The sequence below is a fragment of the Halorubrum ejinorense genome (assembly GCF_055389685.1).
Genome location: NZ_AP043777.1, coordinates 1,053,055 through 1,071,437, shown reverse-complemented (window position 1 = coordinate 1,071,437; position 18,383 = coordinate 1,053,055). Strand labels below are relative to the sequence as shown.

Annotated in this window: 12 protein-coding genes and 1 tRNA gene; 3 read left to right on the top strand and 10 right to left on the bottom strand. The window is 66.2% G+C overall.

The features are described 5' to 3' along the window. Positions 1-138: 138 nt before the first annotated feature. Entirely contained in the window at positions 139-1,284 is a 1,146-nt protein-coding gene (locus tag ACZ5KW_RS06395) for a 60S ribosomal export protein NMD3 (RefSeq protein WP_343778762.1), read from the top strand. 120 nt (positions 1,285-1,404) lie between these two features. On the opposite strand, the gene ACZ5KW_RS06390 is transcribed toward ACZ5KW_RS06395, so the two are convergent. Together ACZ5KW_RS06390 and ACZ5KW_RS06385 are read right to left on the bottom strand one after the other, a co-directional pair. Beyond that, the gene (locus tag ACZ5KW_RS06390) at positions 1,405-1,596 is read right to left on the bottom strand and encodes a UPF0175 family protein (RefSeq protein ID WP_017344020.1); all 192 of its coding nucleotides are present in this window, start codon (positions 1,594-1,596) and stop codon (positions 1,405-1,407) included. A 328-nt stretch (positions 1,597-1,924) separates the two neighbouring features. Further along, a complete protein-coding gene (locus tag ACZ5KW_RS06385; RefSeq protein ID WP_343778764.1) occupies positions 1,925-3,814 on the bottom strand; it encodes an ATP-dependent DNA helicase in 1,890 nt (629 codons plus the stop codon). A 91-nt stretch (positions 3,815-3,905) separates the two neighbouring features. Between ACZ5KW_RS06385 and ACZ5KW_RS06380 the strand changes: the two genes are divergently transcribed. Further along, positions 3,906-4,136: a hypothetical protein gene (locus ACZ5KW_RS06380; protein ID WP_343778766.1), complete on the top strand. Its 231-nt coding sequence runs from the start codon at positions 3,906-3,908 to the stop codon at positions 4,134-4,136. Positions 4,137-4,742: 606 nt separating this feature from the next. Here ACZ5KW_RS06380 and ACZ5KW_RS06375 read toward each other — a convergent pair. From ACZ5KW_RS06375 to ACZ5KW_RS06350, 6 genes are all read right to left on the bottom strand, one after another. Next, entirely contained in the window at positions 4,743-5,102 is a 360-nt protein-coding gene (locus ACZ5KW_RS06375) for a HalOD1 output domain-containing protein (protein ID WP_343778769.1), read from the bottom strand. 109 nt (positions 5,103-5,211) lie between these two features. Beyond that, positions 5,212-7,923 (bottom strand): helix-turn-helix domain-containing protein, encoded by a 2,712-nt coding sequence (locus tag ACZ5KW_RS06370; RefSeq protein ID WP_343778771.1) that lies wholly within the window; start codon positions 7,921-7,923, stop codon positions 5,212-5,214. Next, positions 7,923-13,721, bottom strand: a complete 5,799-nt coding sequence (locus tag ACZ5KW_RS06365; RefSeq protein WP_343778773.1) for a PAS domain S-box protein — start codon at positions 13,719-13,721, stop codon at positions 7,923-7,925. The genes ACZ5KW_RS06370 and ACZ5KW_RS06365 overlap by 1 nt, the downstream gene beginning before the upstream one ends. 406 nt (positions 13,722-14,127) lie before the next feature. After that, the gene (locus ACZ5KW_RS06360) at positions 14,128-14,511 is read right to left on the bottom strand and encodes a helix-turn-helix domain-containing protein (protein ID WP_343778775.1); all 384 of its coding nucleotides are present in this window, start codon (positions 14,509-14,511) and stop codon (positions 14,128-14,130) included. Between the two features lie 567 nt (positions 14,512-15,078). Then, positions 15,079-15,525 (bottom strand): FKBP-type peptidyl-prolyl cis-trans isomerase, encoded by a 447-nt coding sequence (locus tag ACZ5KW_RS06355; protein ID WP_464388588.1) that lies wholly within the window; start codon positions 15,523-15,525, stop codon positions 15,079-15,081. Positions 15,526-15,670: 145 nt separating this feature from the next. Beyond that, entirely contained in the window at positions 15,671-16,024 is a 354-nt protein-coding gene (locus ACZ5KW_RS06350; protein WP_343778779.1) for a hypothetical protein, read from the bottom strand. Between the two features lie 83 nt (positions 16,025-16,107). On the opposite strand from ACZ5KW_RS06350, the gene ACZ5KW_RS06345 reads away from it, so the two are divergent. Continuing rightward, on the top strand, positions 16,108-16,944 hold the full coding sequence (locus tag ACZ5KW_RS06345; RefSeq protein ID WP_343778781.1) for a VOC family protein: 837 nt from the start codon (positions 16,108-16,110) through the stop codon (positions 16,942-16,944). Between the two features lie 127 nt (positions 16,945-17,071). On the opposite strand, the gene ACZ5KW_RS06340 is transcribed toward ACZ5KW_RS06345, so the two are convergent. Then, positions 17,072-17,146 (bottom strand) — tRNA-Glu (locus tag ACZ5KW_RS06340). Positions 17,147-17,304: 158 nt separating this feature from the next. Beyond that, the gene (locus ACZ5KW_RS06335) at positions 17,305-18,378 is read right to left on the bottom strand and encodes a M28 family peptidase (RefSeq protein ID WP_343778783.1); all 1,074 of its coding nucleotides are present in this window, start codon (positions 18,376-18,378) and stop codon (positions 17,305-17,307) included. Between the last annotated feature and the right edge of the window lie 5 nt (positions 18,379-18,383).

The following is an 18,383-nucleotide window of genomic DNA, read 5'->3' as shown; positions in this document are numbered from 1 at the left end:
TCGGTCCGTGCGAAAAACCATTTCGGAGGTCGCGACCCGACGCGGCGCGCCCGAACTCGCCGTCGCCGGGGAGCGGCGGCCGCGTCGGTCCGCGTCAGTCCGCGCCGTTTAAACGGGTCCTCGGCGTATCCGCGCCCAATGAGCGAGTCGCGGGAGTTCTGTCCGCGCTGTGGCGATTCGGTCCCCGAGCGGCGCGACCCCCTCCCGGGCGAGCCGCGCGGGCGAGACGCGCTGCTCTGTGACGACTGTTACTTCGAGGACTTCGACCTGGTCGACGCGCCCGACCGGATCGAGGTGCTGGTCTGTTCCGGCTGCGGCGCGGTCAGGCGCGGCGAGTCGTGGCGCGACGTGGGCGCGCGCGACTACACCGACGTCGCCGTCGACGAGGTCGCGGAGGCGCTCGGCGTCCACGTCGACGCCGCGGACGTCGAGTGGGGCGTCGAGCCGGAGCAGGTCGGCGAGAACACCGTCCGGATGCACTGCCGGTTCTCCGGCGTGGTACGCGGGACGCTCCGCTCCGCGGAGGTGACGGTCCCCGTGAAGATATCGCGCGGGACCTGCGACCGCTGCGGGCGCATCGCCGGCGGGTACTACGCCGGGATCGTTCAGGTCCGCGCCGACGAGCGCGACCTGACCCCCGCGGAGCGCGCCGAGGCGCTGTCGATCGCGGAGACGTACGTCGCCGACCAAGAGGCCGACGGCGACCGCGAGGCGTTCATCACCGAGGTGGTGGAGACCGACGACGGGCCCAACGTCAAACTCTCCTCTAACCGGCTCGCGCAGAACGTCGCGACGCGGATCACGGATGCGCTCGGCGGGAGCTTCGAGTCGTACCCGACGCTCGTCACCGAGGACGGCGACGGCAACGAGGTGTACCGCGTCACCTTCGCGGTCCGGCTCCCGAAGTACGCGGTCGGCGAGATCGTCGACCCCGAGGACGGCGACGGCCCCGTCCTCGTCACGAGCGTCTCGGGCCGCCTTCGGGGCGTCCGACTCGCGAGCGGCGAGGGGTACACCTCCGAGTACGCCGAGGCGGAGGCCCCGGAGGCGACCCGGCTCGGCACCCGCGACGACGCCGCCGAGACGACCGTGGTGACCGTCGAGGACGAGAACGCGATTCAGGTGCTCGACCCCGTCACCTACGAGGCGAAGACGGTCCCGAACCCGACGTTCGTCGACGACGACGCGGACGCGGTGCTGGCGTTCGAACACGACGGGGAGATTCACCTCGTGCCGGAGGAAGACGCCGGGCCGCGGGCGACCGAGGCGCCGAGTCAGGAGTAGGGCGCTCGCCGCCGGCCGGGGGGATAGAAGGGAAATGGCGGCGTCGGATCTGATCGTTCGTGGGACTACTCGTGAAAACGGACCGATCCGACGGGGGTGGGCCGAAACTTCGGAGACCGTTCAGTCGGCGCGGGCGGGCTGCTCGCGGCCGAGCGCTGCGGCGCGTTCGGACTCGGTTACCTCGATGCCGCGGCGTTCGAGTTGCTCGATGAATTCGGCCTCGCTGAGCCCTGCCTGTGCCGCTGCCTGCGACAGCGTCAGCGTTCGCGCACCGTACAGCGTCAGCGCACTCGACAGCCCGTTCGTTGCCATACACCTACTGGACGCGTGAAGGTTTATGAAGGTTACTACTTCATTGAGGGCCATGATACACCTTATACGATATATATTGACGATCGGTCGGCGTCGTGACCATAATACACGAATCCACGGTCGCCGGGCCCGCGGTCGCGTCGGCGAGGCGAGCGAGGGCGCTCAGCCGCGCTACCGTCGCCCGCAGGAGTTATACCGCTCTGCGGTCCAAACGCGGGCATGGACAGACAACAGATCTTCGCGCTGTTCTTCGCGTTCCTCATGGTGAGCTCGATGGTCGCCTACGGCGTCTCGCTGCTGTAGCCGCTCGGGCGCCCGGTCGGTCGGCTCAGCCGTCGCCCCAGACGTCAGAGAGCGGGTGGTTCTCCCGCCGCTCCGCGTCCGCCTCCGAACGCGTCCGGACCGAGTCGTCTGATCCCCCGGGCTCGGCCGGCGCGTCGTCGGTCCCGCCCTCGCGAGTCGAGGAACCGCGCGCTCCCTCCGAGCGGTCGGCCCGGCCGTTGCGCCGTCCCGCGCCCGGGTCGCCGGCGTTCCGCGGCGGCGTCGCGTCGATCCCGGCGAGCGCGGCCTCGGGGTCGAACGACGGCAGCGACGGGGTCGTCATCGCGTCGACCTGCTCGCGGAACCACGAGGGCGTGTCGGCCTCGGCGCGCTCGAACAGGTCGAGCAGCGAGTCGTCCGCCAGGTACGTCGCGCCGTAGTCGTCGGGCGCGCGGACGACCCGCCCGCAGGCCTGGATGACGGTCCGGAGCGCCGTGCGGTGGTACCACGCCCACTGGCCGTCCTCGAGCCGCCGGGCGACCCGCGAGTCGTTGGTGTTCCGGTACGGCGCCTTACACACCACCTGCCAGCGACAGAGGTCGCCCTTGAGGTCTAACGCCTCCTCCATTTTCACCGAGACGAACACCTCCGGGTCCGAACTCGCCTTCCACGACTCCAGTTCGGCGTCGCGGTTCCCGCGCGAGTGTCGCCTGACCCGCGCGGCGACGCCGAACTCGCCGAGCCGCTCGGTGATCCGGTCGGCGATGTCGTACGAGTGCGCGTGGATGAGCCCCTTCTCGTCGGGGTGTTCGGCCATCAGCCGGACGATCAGGCGGGCGATCTTCGGGACGGTCTCGTCGCGGTGCTCGTAGGTCATCGACCCCTGCGTCACGTCGTACAGCGGGCGGTTCGCGAGCGGGAACGTGTGCTCGACGTCGACGAGGGCCACGTCGGCGGGGTTGAGGCCGACGCCGCGGCAGAACGCCTCCTTCGAGAGGATGGTCGCCGACAGCAGCGCGAACCGGTTCCCGCGGTCCCAGACGGTGTGTTTGAGGTACCGCGCCGGGTCGAGCGGCTTGATGTCGATCGCCGACCCCTCGCCGCCCGGCTGGTCGACGACCCACGTCGTCGGCGACTCCGGGTCGCGGTAGTCCTCTAGGAACCAGCCGAGTTCGCTTATCAGCTCCTGGAGCCGGTCGCGGCGGGCGACCTCCTCGCGGTCGAGTTCGGGTCGCCCGACCAGTTCGTCTTTCGCGCGGATCGCCACGTCGCGGAGGGTCTCGACGAACCGCGCGGTCCGGTCGAGCGCGTCCTCCTCGGGGCCGGCGTCGGCCGCCACGTCGGGGACGCCCACGTCGTCCCAGACCGGGACGCGCTCGGGGGAACACTCGATGGTGGCGTACATCTCGGCCCACTCCGCGAGCCCGTGGGCCTCGTCTATCACGGCCACGTCGCGCTTGCGGAACACCTCGGAGCCGGCGGTGCGCATGAAGTACGCCAGCGTCATCGCCGCGAAGCGGTTGCCGGAGGCGATGGCGCGGTCGGAGAAGTACGGACAGCGGTGCCGGATCGAGCAGTCGAACCCCTGCTGGCGCGCGCAGGGGGCGCGGTTCACGGGCGTGTCGTGCTCGCCGGGCAGCACGCAGTCGTAGTTCGACTTCCCGCGGATCACGGCCAGGTCGTCGAGCAGGTCGTCGGCCTCCACGTCGTCGATCTGCGACACCTGCGGGGTCGTGTAGTAGGCGCCCGTCGCCTCGCTGGGCGCCGCCTCGCCGGCGGTCTCGGCCGCGCCCATGATCGCCCGGGCGAGCAGCGACTTGCCGCTGCCCGTCGGCGCGCGCACCAACACGACCCGATTCCCCGCCGCGAACGCGTCGCGGATGTCGGCGAGGGCCTGCTTCTGTGCCCCGCGGTAGCTCGGCGCGGGGAACTCGTCGGGGATCCGGCTCGGGTCCACACGACGCCCTCGCGCGCTGGCGGAATTAAACCCTCGCTTGGTGGGCGCCGGCGACACCTATTGATACTCCGGGTCGAAACGGGAAGAGGAGATGAGCGACGACGGGATCCTCGGGTCGCTGTCCGCGGTCGGCCTGCTGAGCCTCTGTTGTATCGGCTTCGGCGGCGTGGCGGGCGGGGCGGCGGTGATCGGCGGCTCCGCCTCGGCGAGCGCGTTCGCGACCGGGGCGACGAGCGTCCGCGGCGCGCTCGTGTCCGGCGCCGTCACGTTCGCGACCGTCCTCGTCGCCGCCGCGGTGATCCGCTGGCGACTGAGACGGTGAGCCGAACCCGGAACTCGGCGGTGAAAGCGGGTCGTTCGCACTAGGTGACTCGCCGCGCTCGCAGCCCGTGAACGTGCGTCGGAGACGGCCACGCTCCGTGCGACCGCCGAGCGGACGCAAGAACGCTGGCAGACACGTCCCCTCACGGCCGTCACCGACCTCAATGACGCTCGCAAGGGTCCTCCGGCGCTGCTGTTCTCGTTCCGTTCGGAGGCCTGGCCAGCGGTCAACACCCCGTCCGATACGCCGGGCACGCCGGTGGTCTTGCGTGTCGGCGCTACGATGCTCGGTGCGGCCGCCGGGGTAGCGTTCTCCCGTCGCGCGGTCAAGACCGGCCACTGGAAACCCGTCCCATTATCAGTAATCCGCAACGGAAGCCGTGGGCTTGTCAGTGGGAACTCCTCTCAGCGCCATACTAACGGGGGAGCTACACCCAGAAGTCAAGTACAGTCGCCGTAACACCGGTACACGACAGATTCGCTTTCACCAGAAGGTGTCCCTCGCGAGTGGATCGGTCGAGAATCTCGCGATCGACGCTCCGTCTCACATTGTAATCCGCATTCGGTTCGTACTCACGGTTCTGACAGACGAGTCAGTGTGTCGCCGTTACGGGTCGTGTTCAATAATCACGCGAATTACTGGGCCGTACAGAACCGTCACCCGACAGGTCTGAAACTGAAACTCTGCCGACGGAAGCCATCCGCTGTCGTCTGTCGCCTTCGTCTTGAACAGCCCGTTTAGTCGGTCGGTGTCGACAAAATTGTACAGCGGTGGCGTTTCGGAGAGCTCCGACCACTGTTCGATGGCGTCCGTGACCGCCGAACGGACGGCGTCTCCCACGTGGAACGGCCGATCGAACTCCCGTACCAGTTGCGTGTCGGTTGTCCATCCCGGCGTGCGGTGGGCGCTCGCCTCTAGCTGGCTTTTCGCATGTGGCACCGAGTTCGGATCGCTGTGACCGCTCATACTAACAGAGTGGTGTACCGGAATACAGTACCTCTGCCGATGAGCATCGAGTCGGCGGTAAGAACACCGATGTGTATCGGTGAGATTCGAGGATACCCGCGGGGATATGTCACGAGAACAGCTCTGCGAGGATTTTGCGCTCTGCCGTTCGGAGATGTTGGCTAAGGGTGGACTGCGCGATACCGACCTCCGCGGCGACGGTGTCAGCGTCGGCGGCCCGCGGCTGGTCGAAGTAGCCCGCGTGGAAAGCCATCCGGAGTACCTCGCGCTGTCGGTCAGTCAGCTGGTCGTCTACGGCTTTAGCGACGGTCGAGCTCGATTCCCAATCAGCGGATCGACGATTCTTTGCGACGAGTTCGACGCAGTCCAAAGCGGCGGTGACGGTATTTACGTACTCTCGGACATCGGTTTCGTACGGTAACTGTACCGTCACGGCCAACTGGGCTGAATCGGGACGTATCTTCACCTGTTGGAGTGCGGCACCCTGTCGGACCAGCTGCTGAATCGGCGACTCCGGACGTAATGTCACGACACAAGTCATTCCGGTCGTGTCGGCGCGGAGCACCGACACGCCGGACGTGTCGCTGAGTCGTGTTTCGATCCGGTCACGGTCGTGGCCGGCAGTAATCGTAACCGCGACGAATACGATACATGTTCCGCTGTTTCGGTGCGAGACATCAGATATCTCGAGGGGAGCGTCGACGGTCGTCAAGAGCCGGGACAACGCAGAATCCGAGTCGACGTGGAATGTGAGATCTGCCCCACCGCCCGACAGGAGGGCGTCTCGCTGTCGGATCGCACCGATAGCGTGGCCGATGGTCACACCGAGTTCCGCCAGGGCCTCGACCTCCTCTTCTGCCATCCCGGTCGGACGGTTGAGGTGTACCTCTATCGCGCCGAAGCGTGTGGTGTTGTGGACGACCGGTACCGCGACGATCGTGTTGGTTCCGCGCTTCAGGCCTCGGCCACGCCACCACACGTCGGATTCGATCGTCACGAGGTCCGCCACAGACACCGAGGACCCTGTCTCGTAGGCCTGTCTCGCGGGGGACGTCGGCGCCGCCTCGACCGGTTCTATCTTGCTCGCATTCGATGTCGCTCTAGGGATGTCTGAAAGGTAGCTGTCGAGGTCACCCGCTTGAGTCCTACGGACAGTCCCGTCGGTCGAAAGGTCGACGTCTGCGATCCACGCACCGGTAACCGAATCCATCTGTAGCAGGCGGCGACACACCTCTTTCTCGATCTCTGCGCGGGTATCTGCGCTCACCACCGCCGGGCCAATGGACCGAATCAGGCGGTTGATCCTGTCGAGGCGTGACAGTCGTTCGTTCTGTTGTTCCAACTTCTGGTCACGCTCTCGAAGGCTCCGAGTTCGAGCCAGTTGCTCGAGCGCCTGTCTGGTGTTCGCAGCCCACGTCTCTGCGAGAGTCCGTTGCGTCGGCGAAAGAGAGTGTCCGTCTGTTGTGGCCGCGAGGAACACCCCCCGTTGGCCGAGTGGGCAGGCCATCCAGTCGCTAAATGCGTCCTCAAGCCAGTCCGCGGATCCGGTACGTTCTCGATGCCCCTCCGCTTTCAGACGGTCCGTCTGGTCGGCGAAAGCCGTCCAGACTGGATCCGTACCGCCGGAGAGCGTCGGTAACGTCGGATCGACTCCGGGAGTGGCTGCTGCGCTGGCCGCCGGAACGAGATCGCCGGTCGATTCTTCTCTGGTAAACACCGCAGCGTACTGGAAGTCGAGGGCCCCCGTCGCAGTCGTGACCGCATGGGTGGTGACGGCCTCGTCCCGCTCGGTACTCATCAGGTGGCGCGTTTCACGGTGGAGGGTCTGAAGATACCGTTCGCGCCTGTACCGGCCGGTGATATCGTGATAGTGGTCGATCCGCCCGCCAGCGTACAGCCCGGTCTCGATCGGTGCGCTCCAGTACTCGAGCCACCGCTCCGTCCCGGTCTCGCCCTCAGGGAAGTGAACGGTGGCATCGAGTTCGTCTCCGTGGCTCGCCAGCCCGGTTCGTATCAGCGACGCGAGCGACTCTTCGCCGGCGTCGATTCCCTCGAAGTGATCCGTGGCGGCGTTCGCGTACTCGCGCCCTCGGAGGTTGCTCCGGTCAACGCCGAGCAACGCCTCGGTCGCCTCGTTGGCCCACACGACGGTGCCGGCCGCGTCCACCACGACCATCGCCTCCCGTGAGCTGTCGAGCACGTCCTCGGTGAGCGACTCGTACCGCTGCTCGCTCGTCCGTTCGGCGGCCGTCCGCTGGATGTGTTCGGCGGCGACGCGAAAGTCCTCGTCTGGGAGGTCGGTGAGCAGTGACTCAACGTCCGTCTGTACCCTCGCGAGGCGGTCAGTGAGCGAGCGGTACTCCTCGCTGGCTTCGAGGACCTCGGGCTTCTCTGTCGCTTCGAGGGTGTCCTGCCGCTCGATCAGGGAGAACAGTTCTTGGAGCTTCTCGTCGTACTCGGCCCGGGTCAACATCCGGTCGATCACCTCGTGTAACGCTGTGGCCTTGACCGGTTTTTCCAGGTACGCGTCGAATCCCATCTTGACGACATCGAGGCCGGGGGTGACCGCCGAAACCATCGCGACGCGAGGGTCGACGTCGGCGTTCCGGATCGCCTCGAGGACGTCTCCTCCGGAGAGACCGGGCATCATCCGGTCGAGCAACACCACGTCCACGGTCTCGTCCAGGCGTTCGAGAGCTTCAGTTCCGTCGTAGGCCGTTTCGACGTCGTAGGTCTCCCCGAGCCATTTGGCATACAGCTCGGCCGTGTTCCGGTCGTCTTCGACGACGAGGACACCGGCGGGGGTCGGCTGTTCAGTCATTACTCTACGGTCCTGCCAGACCGTTCGCTTTCCATCGTCTGTCTCTCCGGCAAACGGAGGCACACCTCTGTCCCGTCGCGAGTCGACTCGACGGATGCGTCACCGCCAGCTTGAGTAACAATCATTCGTACCATCCACAGGCCGAGCCCTTGCCCGTGATTGAGTTGGGATTCTTCGCCGGTCTCCAGAACGCTCGCTTCCATGTCCGGCATCCCCGGGCCGTCGTCTCTCACGAGAACCTCGGTCCAGCCGTCCGCCGAGTGGTCGACTCTGACCTCTATGGCAGCCTCTGATGACGCCTTGGCAGCGTTTTCGACGAGTTCGCGAACCGCGTCGAGGAGCTCCACAGGGACTGGTGGCCCGTCGTCCGGAACGTCAGTCGCGACCGTCGCGGCGGCGTACTCCTCGCGGACTGGAGCGACGGCGGCTTCGACCAGTGCCCCAACCTCTCGTTTTGGCTCCCGTCCCTGGCGTGAATCGAGGACGGACCGTATCTGCTTCATTTTCTCGGTCATCGCGACCCACTTGTCGAGGATCCGTTCTGTGATCTCGAACTGTTCGGCTCGTTTGTCCGCGTCGGTCTCTTCAGCTATCAGCTCTGTCCAGCCGCGCAGCTTGGTCAGGTCGTTTCGCATGTTGTGACGCATCACCCGCTGCATGACTTCGAGGTGGCGTTTGTGTTGGTTCCGTGCCGTCACGTCGCGACCTTCGACGACGAGCAGAGACACCTCACCGTCCTCGTTGGTCACGGGCTTTACCGAGAAGTCGATCGTTGCGAGGCCGTTACCGCCGCGTACGTCGGTCTCGTACCTGACGAATTCCCCACTTGCGGCCCGTCGGATCGCGTCTCGAACCCGCGTGCGGACAGTGTCGGAGTGGCTCCACCAATCTACCTCTTGGAACGGAGTTCCGACGATATCACTACGGTCGAACTCCCCGAACGCTAAGGCGGCGTCGTTTGCTTCGACGATCGTCCCGTCGGGCTCCAGCAGCCCGGTGAACTGGAAAGTCTGGTTGAAGATGCTCTCGTACCGCCGAGCGCGCTTCCTGTTCTCGGTCACGTCTCGAAGGTACAGCAACATTCCGCCGATGGCGTCATCCTCCAACATGTTTCGACACTGCGATTCGACGTTGAGCCACGCGCCGTCGCCCGACTCGATACGCCACTCCGCTTGGATGTCCGCGCCGGGGTCGTCGACGCCGTCGAAGAACGTCTCCATCGCGTCTTCGCGACTTTCTGGGTGAAGGTAGTCGAACAGGTTCGTTCCGACGAGGTCGTCCCGGTCGTATCCGAGAACGCGGTCGGCGGAGCCGCTCGCGTATTCGACCGTTCCGTCGGTGTCGACGATCGTCACCACGTCGGTGGACTCTTCGACGAACCGCTCGGTTCGGCGTTGCTGGCGGCGTGGATCGGTCATATCATGCACGACCATCGCGTACCCGTGGAACCCACCGTCGTCGGTTTCCAGCGGTGCGTACCGGACGTCGGCGTAGAACTCCGAGCCGTCGGCGCGAGCCTGCCACCCTTCGTGAGCGCTCTCACCGGCGATACGGGCCTGCTGGAGCAACCGGTCGGGGAGTTCCGAGTCACGGTCACTCTCCGGGTACAGTCGCCCCATCGACATCCCCACGGCGGTCTCGCTATCGTATCCGAAGAGGCCGCTGGCACCGGTGTTCCACGTCTGGATGACGCCGTCTCCGTCGACGATGACGAAGGCGTACTCGTCGATACTTTCGACTAACAGCTTGAACTGTTCCCGTTCGCGCTCGAGTTGCTGTTGACGCTCTTTCCGATCGGTGATATCGGTCGCCACGGTGAGGACGCGAACTGGGTTCCCCGCGTCGTCGTATCGCGGAACGGCCCGGACTCCCTGCCAGAGATACGTGTCATCGGTCCGCCGCAATCGCAGGTCGCCAATCCACGGCTCGCCCGTTTCGAGCATCCGTTCCAGTTCCCGTTCCACGCGTTGCCTGTCTTCGGGGTGGACGAGCGCTTCGAACTCCTCGAACGTCTCGATATCCTGACCGATCATGTCGACTAGGGTCTCGTTCCACTGGACCGTGCCGTCCGTCAGGTCCCAGTCGGCGATACCGGTCTGCGTTCCCGACAGAGTCAGCTCCAGCCGTTCCTGCTGTTGACGCAGTTCCTCGCGAGCGTCCCTCCGTTCGATCTCGTAGCCGGCCCACTGTCCGAGGAGACTGACGAGCGACCGTTCGAACTCGTCGAAGGGGCGCTCTCGCTGCTCGCTCGAGGCGAAACACAGCGTCCCGTACACGCGATCGTTGACCTTGACCTTCCCACCGACGTACGTTTCGAGCCCGAACGTATCGTACGCGGCGTCGTCGACGAGTTCGCTCTCGGCGGCATTCACGAGTCCCGTCGCACCGTCGTTCTCGATCGTCAGCCGACAGTATGATTCCGAGAGTGGCCTCGACTCGCCCGACTGAAGGAGTTCGTGGGGACCGACCCCCTCGACTATCCGCTGGGTTGAAGCGGTCGACTCCTCGCCCGTGTCTATCCGTGTCAGGAAGCCGTACGGCAGGTCCAAATGGTCCTGCCCCGCGTTCAGTAGCCCGTCGATCTTCTCCTCGAAACTCGTCTGCGGGTCGGTCGTCACCTCGTAGATGCGTTCGAGCAAGTCCACCCGCGTTTCGGTCTGTCTCTCGCGCTCTCGTCGTTTCGATATATCCACGAACAGGGCATTCGTCCCGCTCGTCTCGTCTCGGCGAGGGACCGCACGCAAGAGCGCGTACACGGACTTACCGTCCGAACCGACGAGTTCGCGTTCGCTCACTCCGAACTCGCCGTCGAGCGCACGTCCGTATCCCTCCTCGCGCAGTTTCGACGCGGAATCGGAAGTGTAGATACTCGCGAGCGGGCTCCCCTCGACCTCCTCGCGGTCGTATCCGAGCCGGTTTAGCAGCTGGTCGTTACACGAATCGATCACCGCTTTTCCGTCGACCTCTCGGGTCTCGACGAACAGGAGTGGCCCCTCGTTCAGGAACTGTCGCAACCACCGGGTGTGCTCCTTCCGGTCGGTCACGTCCTGCTGGATACCGACGTAGTTCGTCACCACTCCGTCTTCGTCCGTCACGGGCGCCACGGAAACCCGCGTCCAGTACGGCGTTCCGTCCTCCCGGTAGTTCTGGAGCTCGAGGGAGATCGGCTCTTCGGAATTGATCGCCTCCCGAAGCCGTGCCACTTGTTCTGGATCGCTGTCCTCCCCCTGGAGGAATCGCGGATTCCGGCCGATCGCGTCCGCTCTCCCGTAGCCGGTCATGCGCTCGAACCCGTCGTTGACGTACACCAGGGGGTTGCCGTCCTGCGTCGCATCGGTGATTTGGATGCCGACGGTGGCCTCGTCCATCGCGCGCTCCTTCAGTTTGAGTTCGCGCTCCCGGGCTCTGCGCTCCGTCACGTCCCGGACGACGCAGACGATACGCCCGTCGTCGAGCCGCGCGAGTGACAGGTCCTGGGGAAACGTTGTCCCATCCTTCCTGAGGCCGACCGCCTCACCGCGCCACCCGCCGGTTTCGGTGAGCGACGAGAGTGCCTCCGACGTCAGCCGGTCGCACTCGGGGCCTTCATAGCACTTCTCCCAGCTGTCGCCGACGAACGCCGCCGAACCGTCGTACCCGTACATGTCGGCGTGCGCTCGGTTCGCGTACGTGTACTCCGCGTCCTCGTTGAGGATCGCGACGCCGTCTTTCGCGGCCTCGATAGCGGCCGAGCGCCCCTCAAGCTCTCGCTTTCTCGCCTGCTGCTCGGTCTCGTCGCGCACCGTACAGACGAGGCGGCCGTCGTCGATGGCCGTCAGAGAGAGCTCCGCCGGGAATCTGCTGCCGTCAGGGCGACAGCCCGTAACCATCCCGCGCCAGTAGCCGTCGGCTTCGAGCGCCGGGAAGGCTTCGGCCTCCAGTCGCTCTACCTCGTCGTCGTCGTACAGCTCCCGCCAGGTCTGCCCGATCAGTCGCTCTTTGCTCTCGAACCCGTACATCTCCACGTGGGTTCGGTCGACGTACGTGTACTCCCCGCCGTCGAGAATCGCGACGCCGTCCCTGGCCGACTCGACCGCCTGCTGGAACGATTCGAGTTCGCGCTCCCGGGCTCGGCGCTCGGTCTCGTCGCGCACCGTACAGACGAGGCGACCGTCTCCGATGATTGTCAGAGATAGCTCCGCCGGGAAGGTCGACCCGTCCGGCCGGCTGCCAGTGACCATCCCGCGCCAGTAGCCGTCGGCTTCGAGCGCCGGGAAGGCTTCGGCCTCTAGTCGTTCGACCTCGTCAGCGGCGTACAGCTTTCGCCACGTGTTACCGAGGAGTTGGTCTTTGGCTTCGAACCCGTACATCTCCACGTGGGTTTGGTCGACGTACGTGTACTCGCTGCCGTCGAGAATCGCGATTCCGTCGGCCGCTTCGTCGATCGCTCGCTGGAACGACTCGAGTTGTCGTCGTCGCTCCTTGCGATCGGTAATATCTCTGAGAACACCGGCCGTGCCACGGAACTCCTCGTCGCCGATAAGCGCGAGTCGATTCTCGACGGTCTTGTGGTCTCCGTCGGCCGTTTCGAGCTCGAACTCAGTTGTCGCCGATCGGTCGCCCGTGGTGAGTAGGCTCTCAATCTGTGCTTCCATTCGTTCGACATCCGAGTCATCCATCCCGACTGTGGGGTGGTTGCCGATGACGTCCTCGTCGTACCCGAACTCGCGTTCTGCCGCCGTGTTGACGAACGTGAACCGTCCGTCCGTGTCCAGCGCGTACACCGGGTCGTCGACGGCTTCGAGAATCGTCTCGTACCGTTCTAGTTCCGCAAATCGGCGGCGGCGTTCGATCTCAGTGCCGATGTGCTGTGCGATGAGTTTGACGAACTCTCTCTCTTCAGGGCGAAACGCCGCTGAACGCGGTTTCCCCATCGAGAAGTTGACCGTACCGTAGGTGTCACCGTTGGCGACGACGGGCGCTGCGATGTATGCGCTGACGCTTCCGGCCGCCGGATTGTCTTGGTGGTCGCTGTCCGCGACATCGGCAAACGCGAGCGTTCCGGTTACCTCGCCGGCGAGCGTCGCGTCGCACATCGTGTCCGTGAGGTCGTACACGGTGCCCGCCTCGTGTGACCCGGTCTCGTCGACCACGACATCGACCTCGTAGTCGCCTCCGTCGACTCGTGAGAGAATACCCGTGTCCAGACCGAAGGTCTCACAGCCGAGAGACAGCAATCGACCGATGGTCTCGTCGAATTCACCGGCATTGACGGTGAGTTCGTTCAACTGACGGAGGGCAGCCGTGTCGTGCCCGATCGGATCCGCGGGTCGCTCTCGGCTGAGTTGTGGCTTTGACGAGGGGCCGTGGGCTGTCGTGCGAACGTAGGTACTCCCGTCAACATCGATTGGCCGGCTCGTGAGTTCGACCCGAAAGGCTCCGCCGCGTGCGTGCTCAAGGCTCGTCACGATGGTTTTGGGCGTTCCGGAGACGGTACGCTCGAGATGTTCACGGACGGGACCAGTCGCCGTCTCCACGGCGATGTCGGGGAGCCCGTTCGTCAGGAGCGCGTCTCGGTCTCGACCCGTCAACTCGACTGCGGCTCGGTTGACTGCCACCAGCGTTCCGTCGGTGTCGCTGACGAACGCGGGCTCGTTCGACTGATCGAACAGCGCACGAGCGAGATCGCAACTATCGCTCGTCGACCGGCGGCCCTCGATCCGAGCAAGCGCCGTTCGGAGGTTCGCCGCAATTCCTTCGATGGTGGCGGTCTCGGCGTCGTCGAACCCCTCCGGTTCCGTGATACCGACGCGCAGCACGCGGCCACCTCCGACGGGAACGAGAGTCTCGGCCCGGATCGGTCCTCGAATATCGGTATTGACTGTCGCTTCGACAGTGCCGTCAGTCGGTTCGTCGTCTCCGCCTTCTGTATTAAGAAGCGACTCAAAAATCCGTTTTGGAGCGCTCGTGACTCCGATCGAAGACGGAGCACCGGACCCGATAGTGGAGACTGTGCCCGTTTCCGGGTCGTACGTACAGACACTCGCGACCGGCTGATCGCACACCGTGTCCACTAACTCAATCGCGTGCGTGACCGCAGTCGCTACCGATTCGGCGTCGCTGAGTCTCGCTGATAGAGAGAGAAGGCGTCCCGGAGGTCCGTAGGAGGTCTGAGACTCAGTCATGACGTACTATTGTTTTGAACACGTTTGAATTGTTCGTCTGCTAATCATTTGTCGCGGGCTTCGGTCGCTCTTTAGCAGCCTCAGATCCCCTAATGGGCACAGAAACCCGCGCAGAGCGGACTTGGCTCCGTCTCTCATTGTTCGGGGACATCGCGAGAGGCGACTCGTTAGCGTCGTCGGCCACGAGTACGAACGCCCGGGCCCAGAGCGACGGTGCCGGACCGAACCGGATTGCCACGGCGCTGGTCGTCCGCTGGTACCGGGTCGCCTTTGAGCTGCTTTCGTTATCGCTCCGGTGCTCATCTAACAGGCCGACTGTGGTGAGTTCGCTGACGCGGCGGTAGCACGTCGCGATCGGGATGTCCAGCGACTCGCTGAGGCTGGCTACCGACGCCGGCGTCTCGGTCGCCCCGAGGATCGCCATGCTGTACTCCCGGCCAAGTGTTCGTACAGTTTCCATGACAATTGTCGTGGGGATACAGTCGACATCGGGAGTCAAATACGCAGTTGCGATCAGCATCGGTACGCGCTCACGGATACCGATACGTATCGCACAGCGGGCGATGCGAAATGACGGCGACAGGTCCTCGGAGTTACCGCACAGGTTTTGTCCGTTTCGAGGTCGAATGCCCGAGACGCTTCTGTCGGTGTTTGCTCAGTTGGGGGGCATCCGACACTACCGGTTCATTGTTCGTACCGGACGGCAGCGGCAGACACGCAGTTCGAGGTGTCCGACCTCGGTCGGCGACGTTCTGCGATCGATGCGACGATCGAATTAAAACAGCCAGCGACAGGGGTCGCGGAGGCGTTAGTCGCGGAGCGAACGGCCGGTTCGCCGGTGGCTACACCGGTGGCTGGCTAGTGTCGAGCGAGACGGTATCCGTCGTGTCGTCCGGCCCTTCGAGGTGGACGGCTGTGACGCGCATCGAGGATCGGTCGGTCGCACCCCGCCGGGCGCCGTGCGGCCGTTCGGCGGGCCGCGTCGCCGAGCTCAGTTGACCTCGATGATCTCGACGTCGAACGTCAGCGTCTCCCCGGCGAGTCGGGGGTTGAAATCCACGCGAACGGTCTCGTCGTCGACGTGGACGACCTCGCCTTGCCCGCCGCCCTGGGCCTCGAGGTACGACCCCACTTCCGGCCGCTGGCCGTCGAGCATCGCTTCGAGCTCCTCGGTGTCGAACTCCTGGACGTGCTCCTCGCTGGGTTCGCCGTACGCCTTCTCCGGGGGGATGGTCAGGGTTTCAGTCGCGCCCTCCTCGAGGCCGACGAGGCCCTCGTCGAGCCCCTCGATGATCTCTTCGTCGCCGATCTCGACCGTCAGCGGCGCGTACTCTCGGTCGGGCTGCGCCTCCGCCAGCCCGGTCTCCTCGGCGACGGACTGCCGAGAGGTGTCGAACACGGTGTCGTCGTCCAGTCGTCCGGTGTACGCAAAGGTCACGGAGTCGCCGGTTTCAATCGACATACGGGCCCGATGAGTGCCACACGGAAAGGGTGTCGTATTGAGGGCGACGAGAGACGTTCCGAGCCGCGGTGGCGTGCGCCCGCGACGACGGCCGGCCCGGTGCGATCGCGGTTCCCGGTGGTTACGCCCGTGACCCGTCGGTGTCGGGGGAGACGGTGTCCGTCGTGTCGTCCGGGGCTTCGAGGTGGACGGGATGGTGCGTGTGGCGCGCGTGAGCGGTCGCCCACCGCCGCGCGGGGCGTTCCGACAGGAACTGCTCGCCGTCGGGACAGCGCCGGCACCGAACGATCCACGGCGTCACGTCGTCCGGGAAGTGGCCGGTGTGTCGCTCGTGATCGAGCGCGAACTGTTCGACCGCGCGGTTGCCGGCGCGGAGGTCGTCTAACTCGTGATCGAGGTCCCAGTCGCGGCCGCAACGGGTACACGAGACGGTCGGAACGCCGGAGTCGTCGGGGGCGGACGGGTCGTCGGTCACGGGTCGGAGTTGCGCTCTATCCACTTGAACGCCGGTCACGACGCCCCCGAAACCGCTTTGATCGTCGGCGCGCGCTCTTCGGCATGGACCACAGGATCGATCACGTCACCGTCGCGGGGCGTGATCTCGACCGCCTCGCGGAGGCGTTCTCGGCGGCCGGACTCCCCGTCGAGTACGGTGGTCGCCACTCGAACGGTGTCACTCACATGGCGATCGTCGGCTTCCCCGACGGGAGCTACGTCGAACTCATCTCGAAGCACGCACCCGACGCGACCTCGCCGTGGTGGGAGGCGGCGATCGACGGCGACGCCGGTCCGTGTGCGTGGGCCGTCGGCGTCGACGACGTCGAGACGGCGACCGCGACGCTTCGCGACCGCGGCGTGACCGTCGACGGCCCCACGGCCTACGAGCGGGAACGCGACGACGGAACGCTCGTCGAATGGGACCTCACGTCGCTCGAGGGCGGTGACCCCGGGACTCGCCTCCCGTTCCTGATCGCGGATCGCACCCCGCGGGAACGGCGGGTACGGCCAACAGTCGATCCGGCCGCGTCCCCGCTGCGAGGGGTCGAGGCCGTCGTCGTCGGGGTCCCGGACCTCGCGACCGCAGCCGACGCGTTCGCGACCGCCTTCGACGCCCGAGAGCCGACGCGAACGGCGTGCGCTGACCTCCGCGCCGCCGTCGCCTCGTTCCCCGACCTGCCGGTGACGCTCGCGGAACCCACCGGCGACGGCTGGCTCGCCGAGCGCGTCTCCCGGACCGGCGCGTCGCCCGCCGCGTACCTCATCGGGTACGAACGCGGCGCCGACCACGCCTTGGAGACGCTCGGCACGGCCTCGATCGGCGACCGATCGGTCGCGTGGCTCCCCGTGACCCGTCCCGTCGGCCGTCCGTATATCGGGTTGGTCGCGAACGAGTGATCGGGCCGTCGCGGACGGCGCTCCCGCCGTCGCTTCGCCTCGTCGCGTCGCTTTCACCCCGTTTTCGACCTGGTATATCACCGGTCGTGGCCGGGGCTGGGACCGTGAGACTGCGGCGGCAAAAGGATGCTCCGGCTGGGATTCGAACCCAGGTCATCACCGTGAGAGGGTGATATGATTGGCCGGACTACACCACCAGAGCGCACGTCCGTTCGACGCGATTTAGGGTATGAAAGGAGATTGTAAAACAGTTCCGTTTCGACGCCGCCGTGCCCCGGTTTGTCGTGGTGAGCGGGCCGAACGCGGGCGGGAACGCAGGTGTGGCGTCGACGGCGCTCGGGCGGGTTTCGGCGGTGAGCGTCAGACCTCGACGGCGAACGGCTCCGCCCCGCCTCCGGCGTCGCCCGCCGCCGAGACGACCGCGGCGAGGAGGTCCGCGACCGCGTCGAGGTCCCCGGTGTCGATCACTTCGACCGGCGTGTGCATGTACCGGTTCGGGATCGAGACGGTGAGCGCGGGGACGCCGCTCCGGGCCGTGTAGAACGCGTCCGCGTCGGTGCCGGTGCGCGTCCCGGCCGCCTGGATCTGTACGTCGACCTCGGCGTCGGCGGCCGCGTCGCGCGCGAGGTCGACGAGGACCGGGTGGTTCGCGCTGCCGCGGCCGATCACCGGTCCGCCGCCGAGTTCGACCGGCCCGCGGCGCTCGCGGTCCACGTCGGGGTTGTCGGTCGCGTGCGTCACGTCGACCGCGACGAACGCGTCGACGGCGTCGAGGTCGGCGCCGACCATCCGCGCCCCCTGAAGGCCGACCTCTTCTTGGACCGTCGAGACCGCGTAGACCGTGGCGTCGACGCCTGCCTCGGTCGCGCGGCGGAGCCCCTCCGCGGCCGCCCACACGCCGGCCCGGTTGTCGACCCCCCGAGCCGCGATGCGGTCGCCGACCAGCTCGCGGACGCCGGTGGAGAAGGTGACCGGGTCGCCGACCTCGACGTGGTCGCGCGCCTCGGCCGCGTCGGCCGCGCCGATGTCGACGAACTGCCCGGCGACGTCCTCGTACTCCTCGTCGCCGTCGCGTAGGTGGATCGCGGTCTGCCCGACGACGCCCTGGACCGGCTCGTCGGCGTGGACCGTGACGTGCTGGCCCTTCGAGACGGTGCGGTCGGCGCCGCCGACCCGCGAGATCCGGAGGAACCCCTCGTCGAGCACGTCGCGGACCATGAACCCGATCTCGTCGGCGTGGCCGGTGACGGCGACCGTCGGCGCGTCGGGGTCGCCCTCGTGGACCGCGACGGCGTTGCCGTAGGCGTCGGTCTCCACGCGGTCCGCGAACTCGCTGACGTAGTCGGTCCAGACCCGCTGCGCGGCGGTCTCGAAGCCCGAGGGGCTCGCGGTCGAGAGGAGGTCGTCGAGGAACGCTCGGTGCGCGTCGTCCATATCTC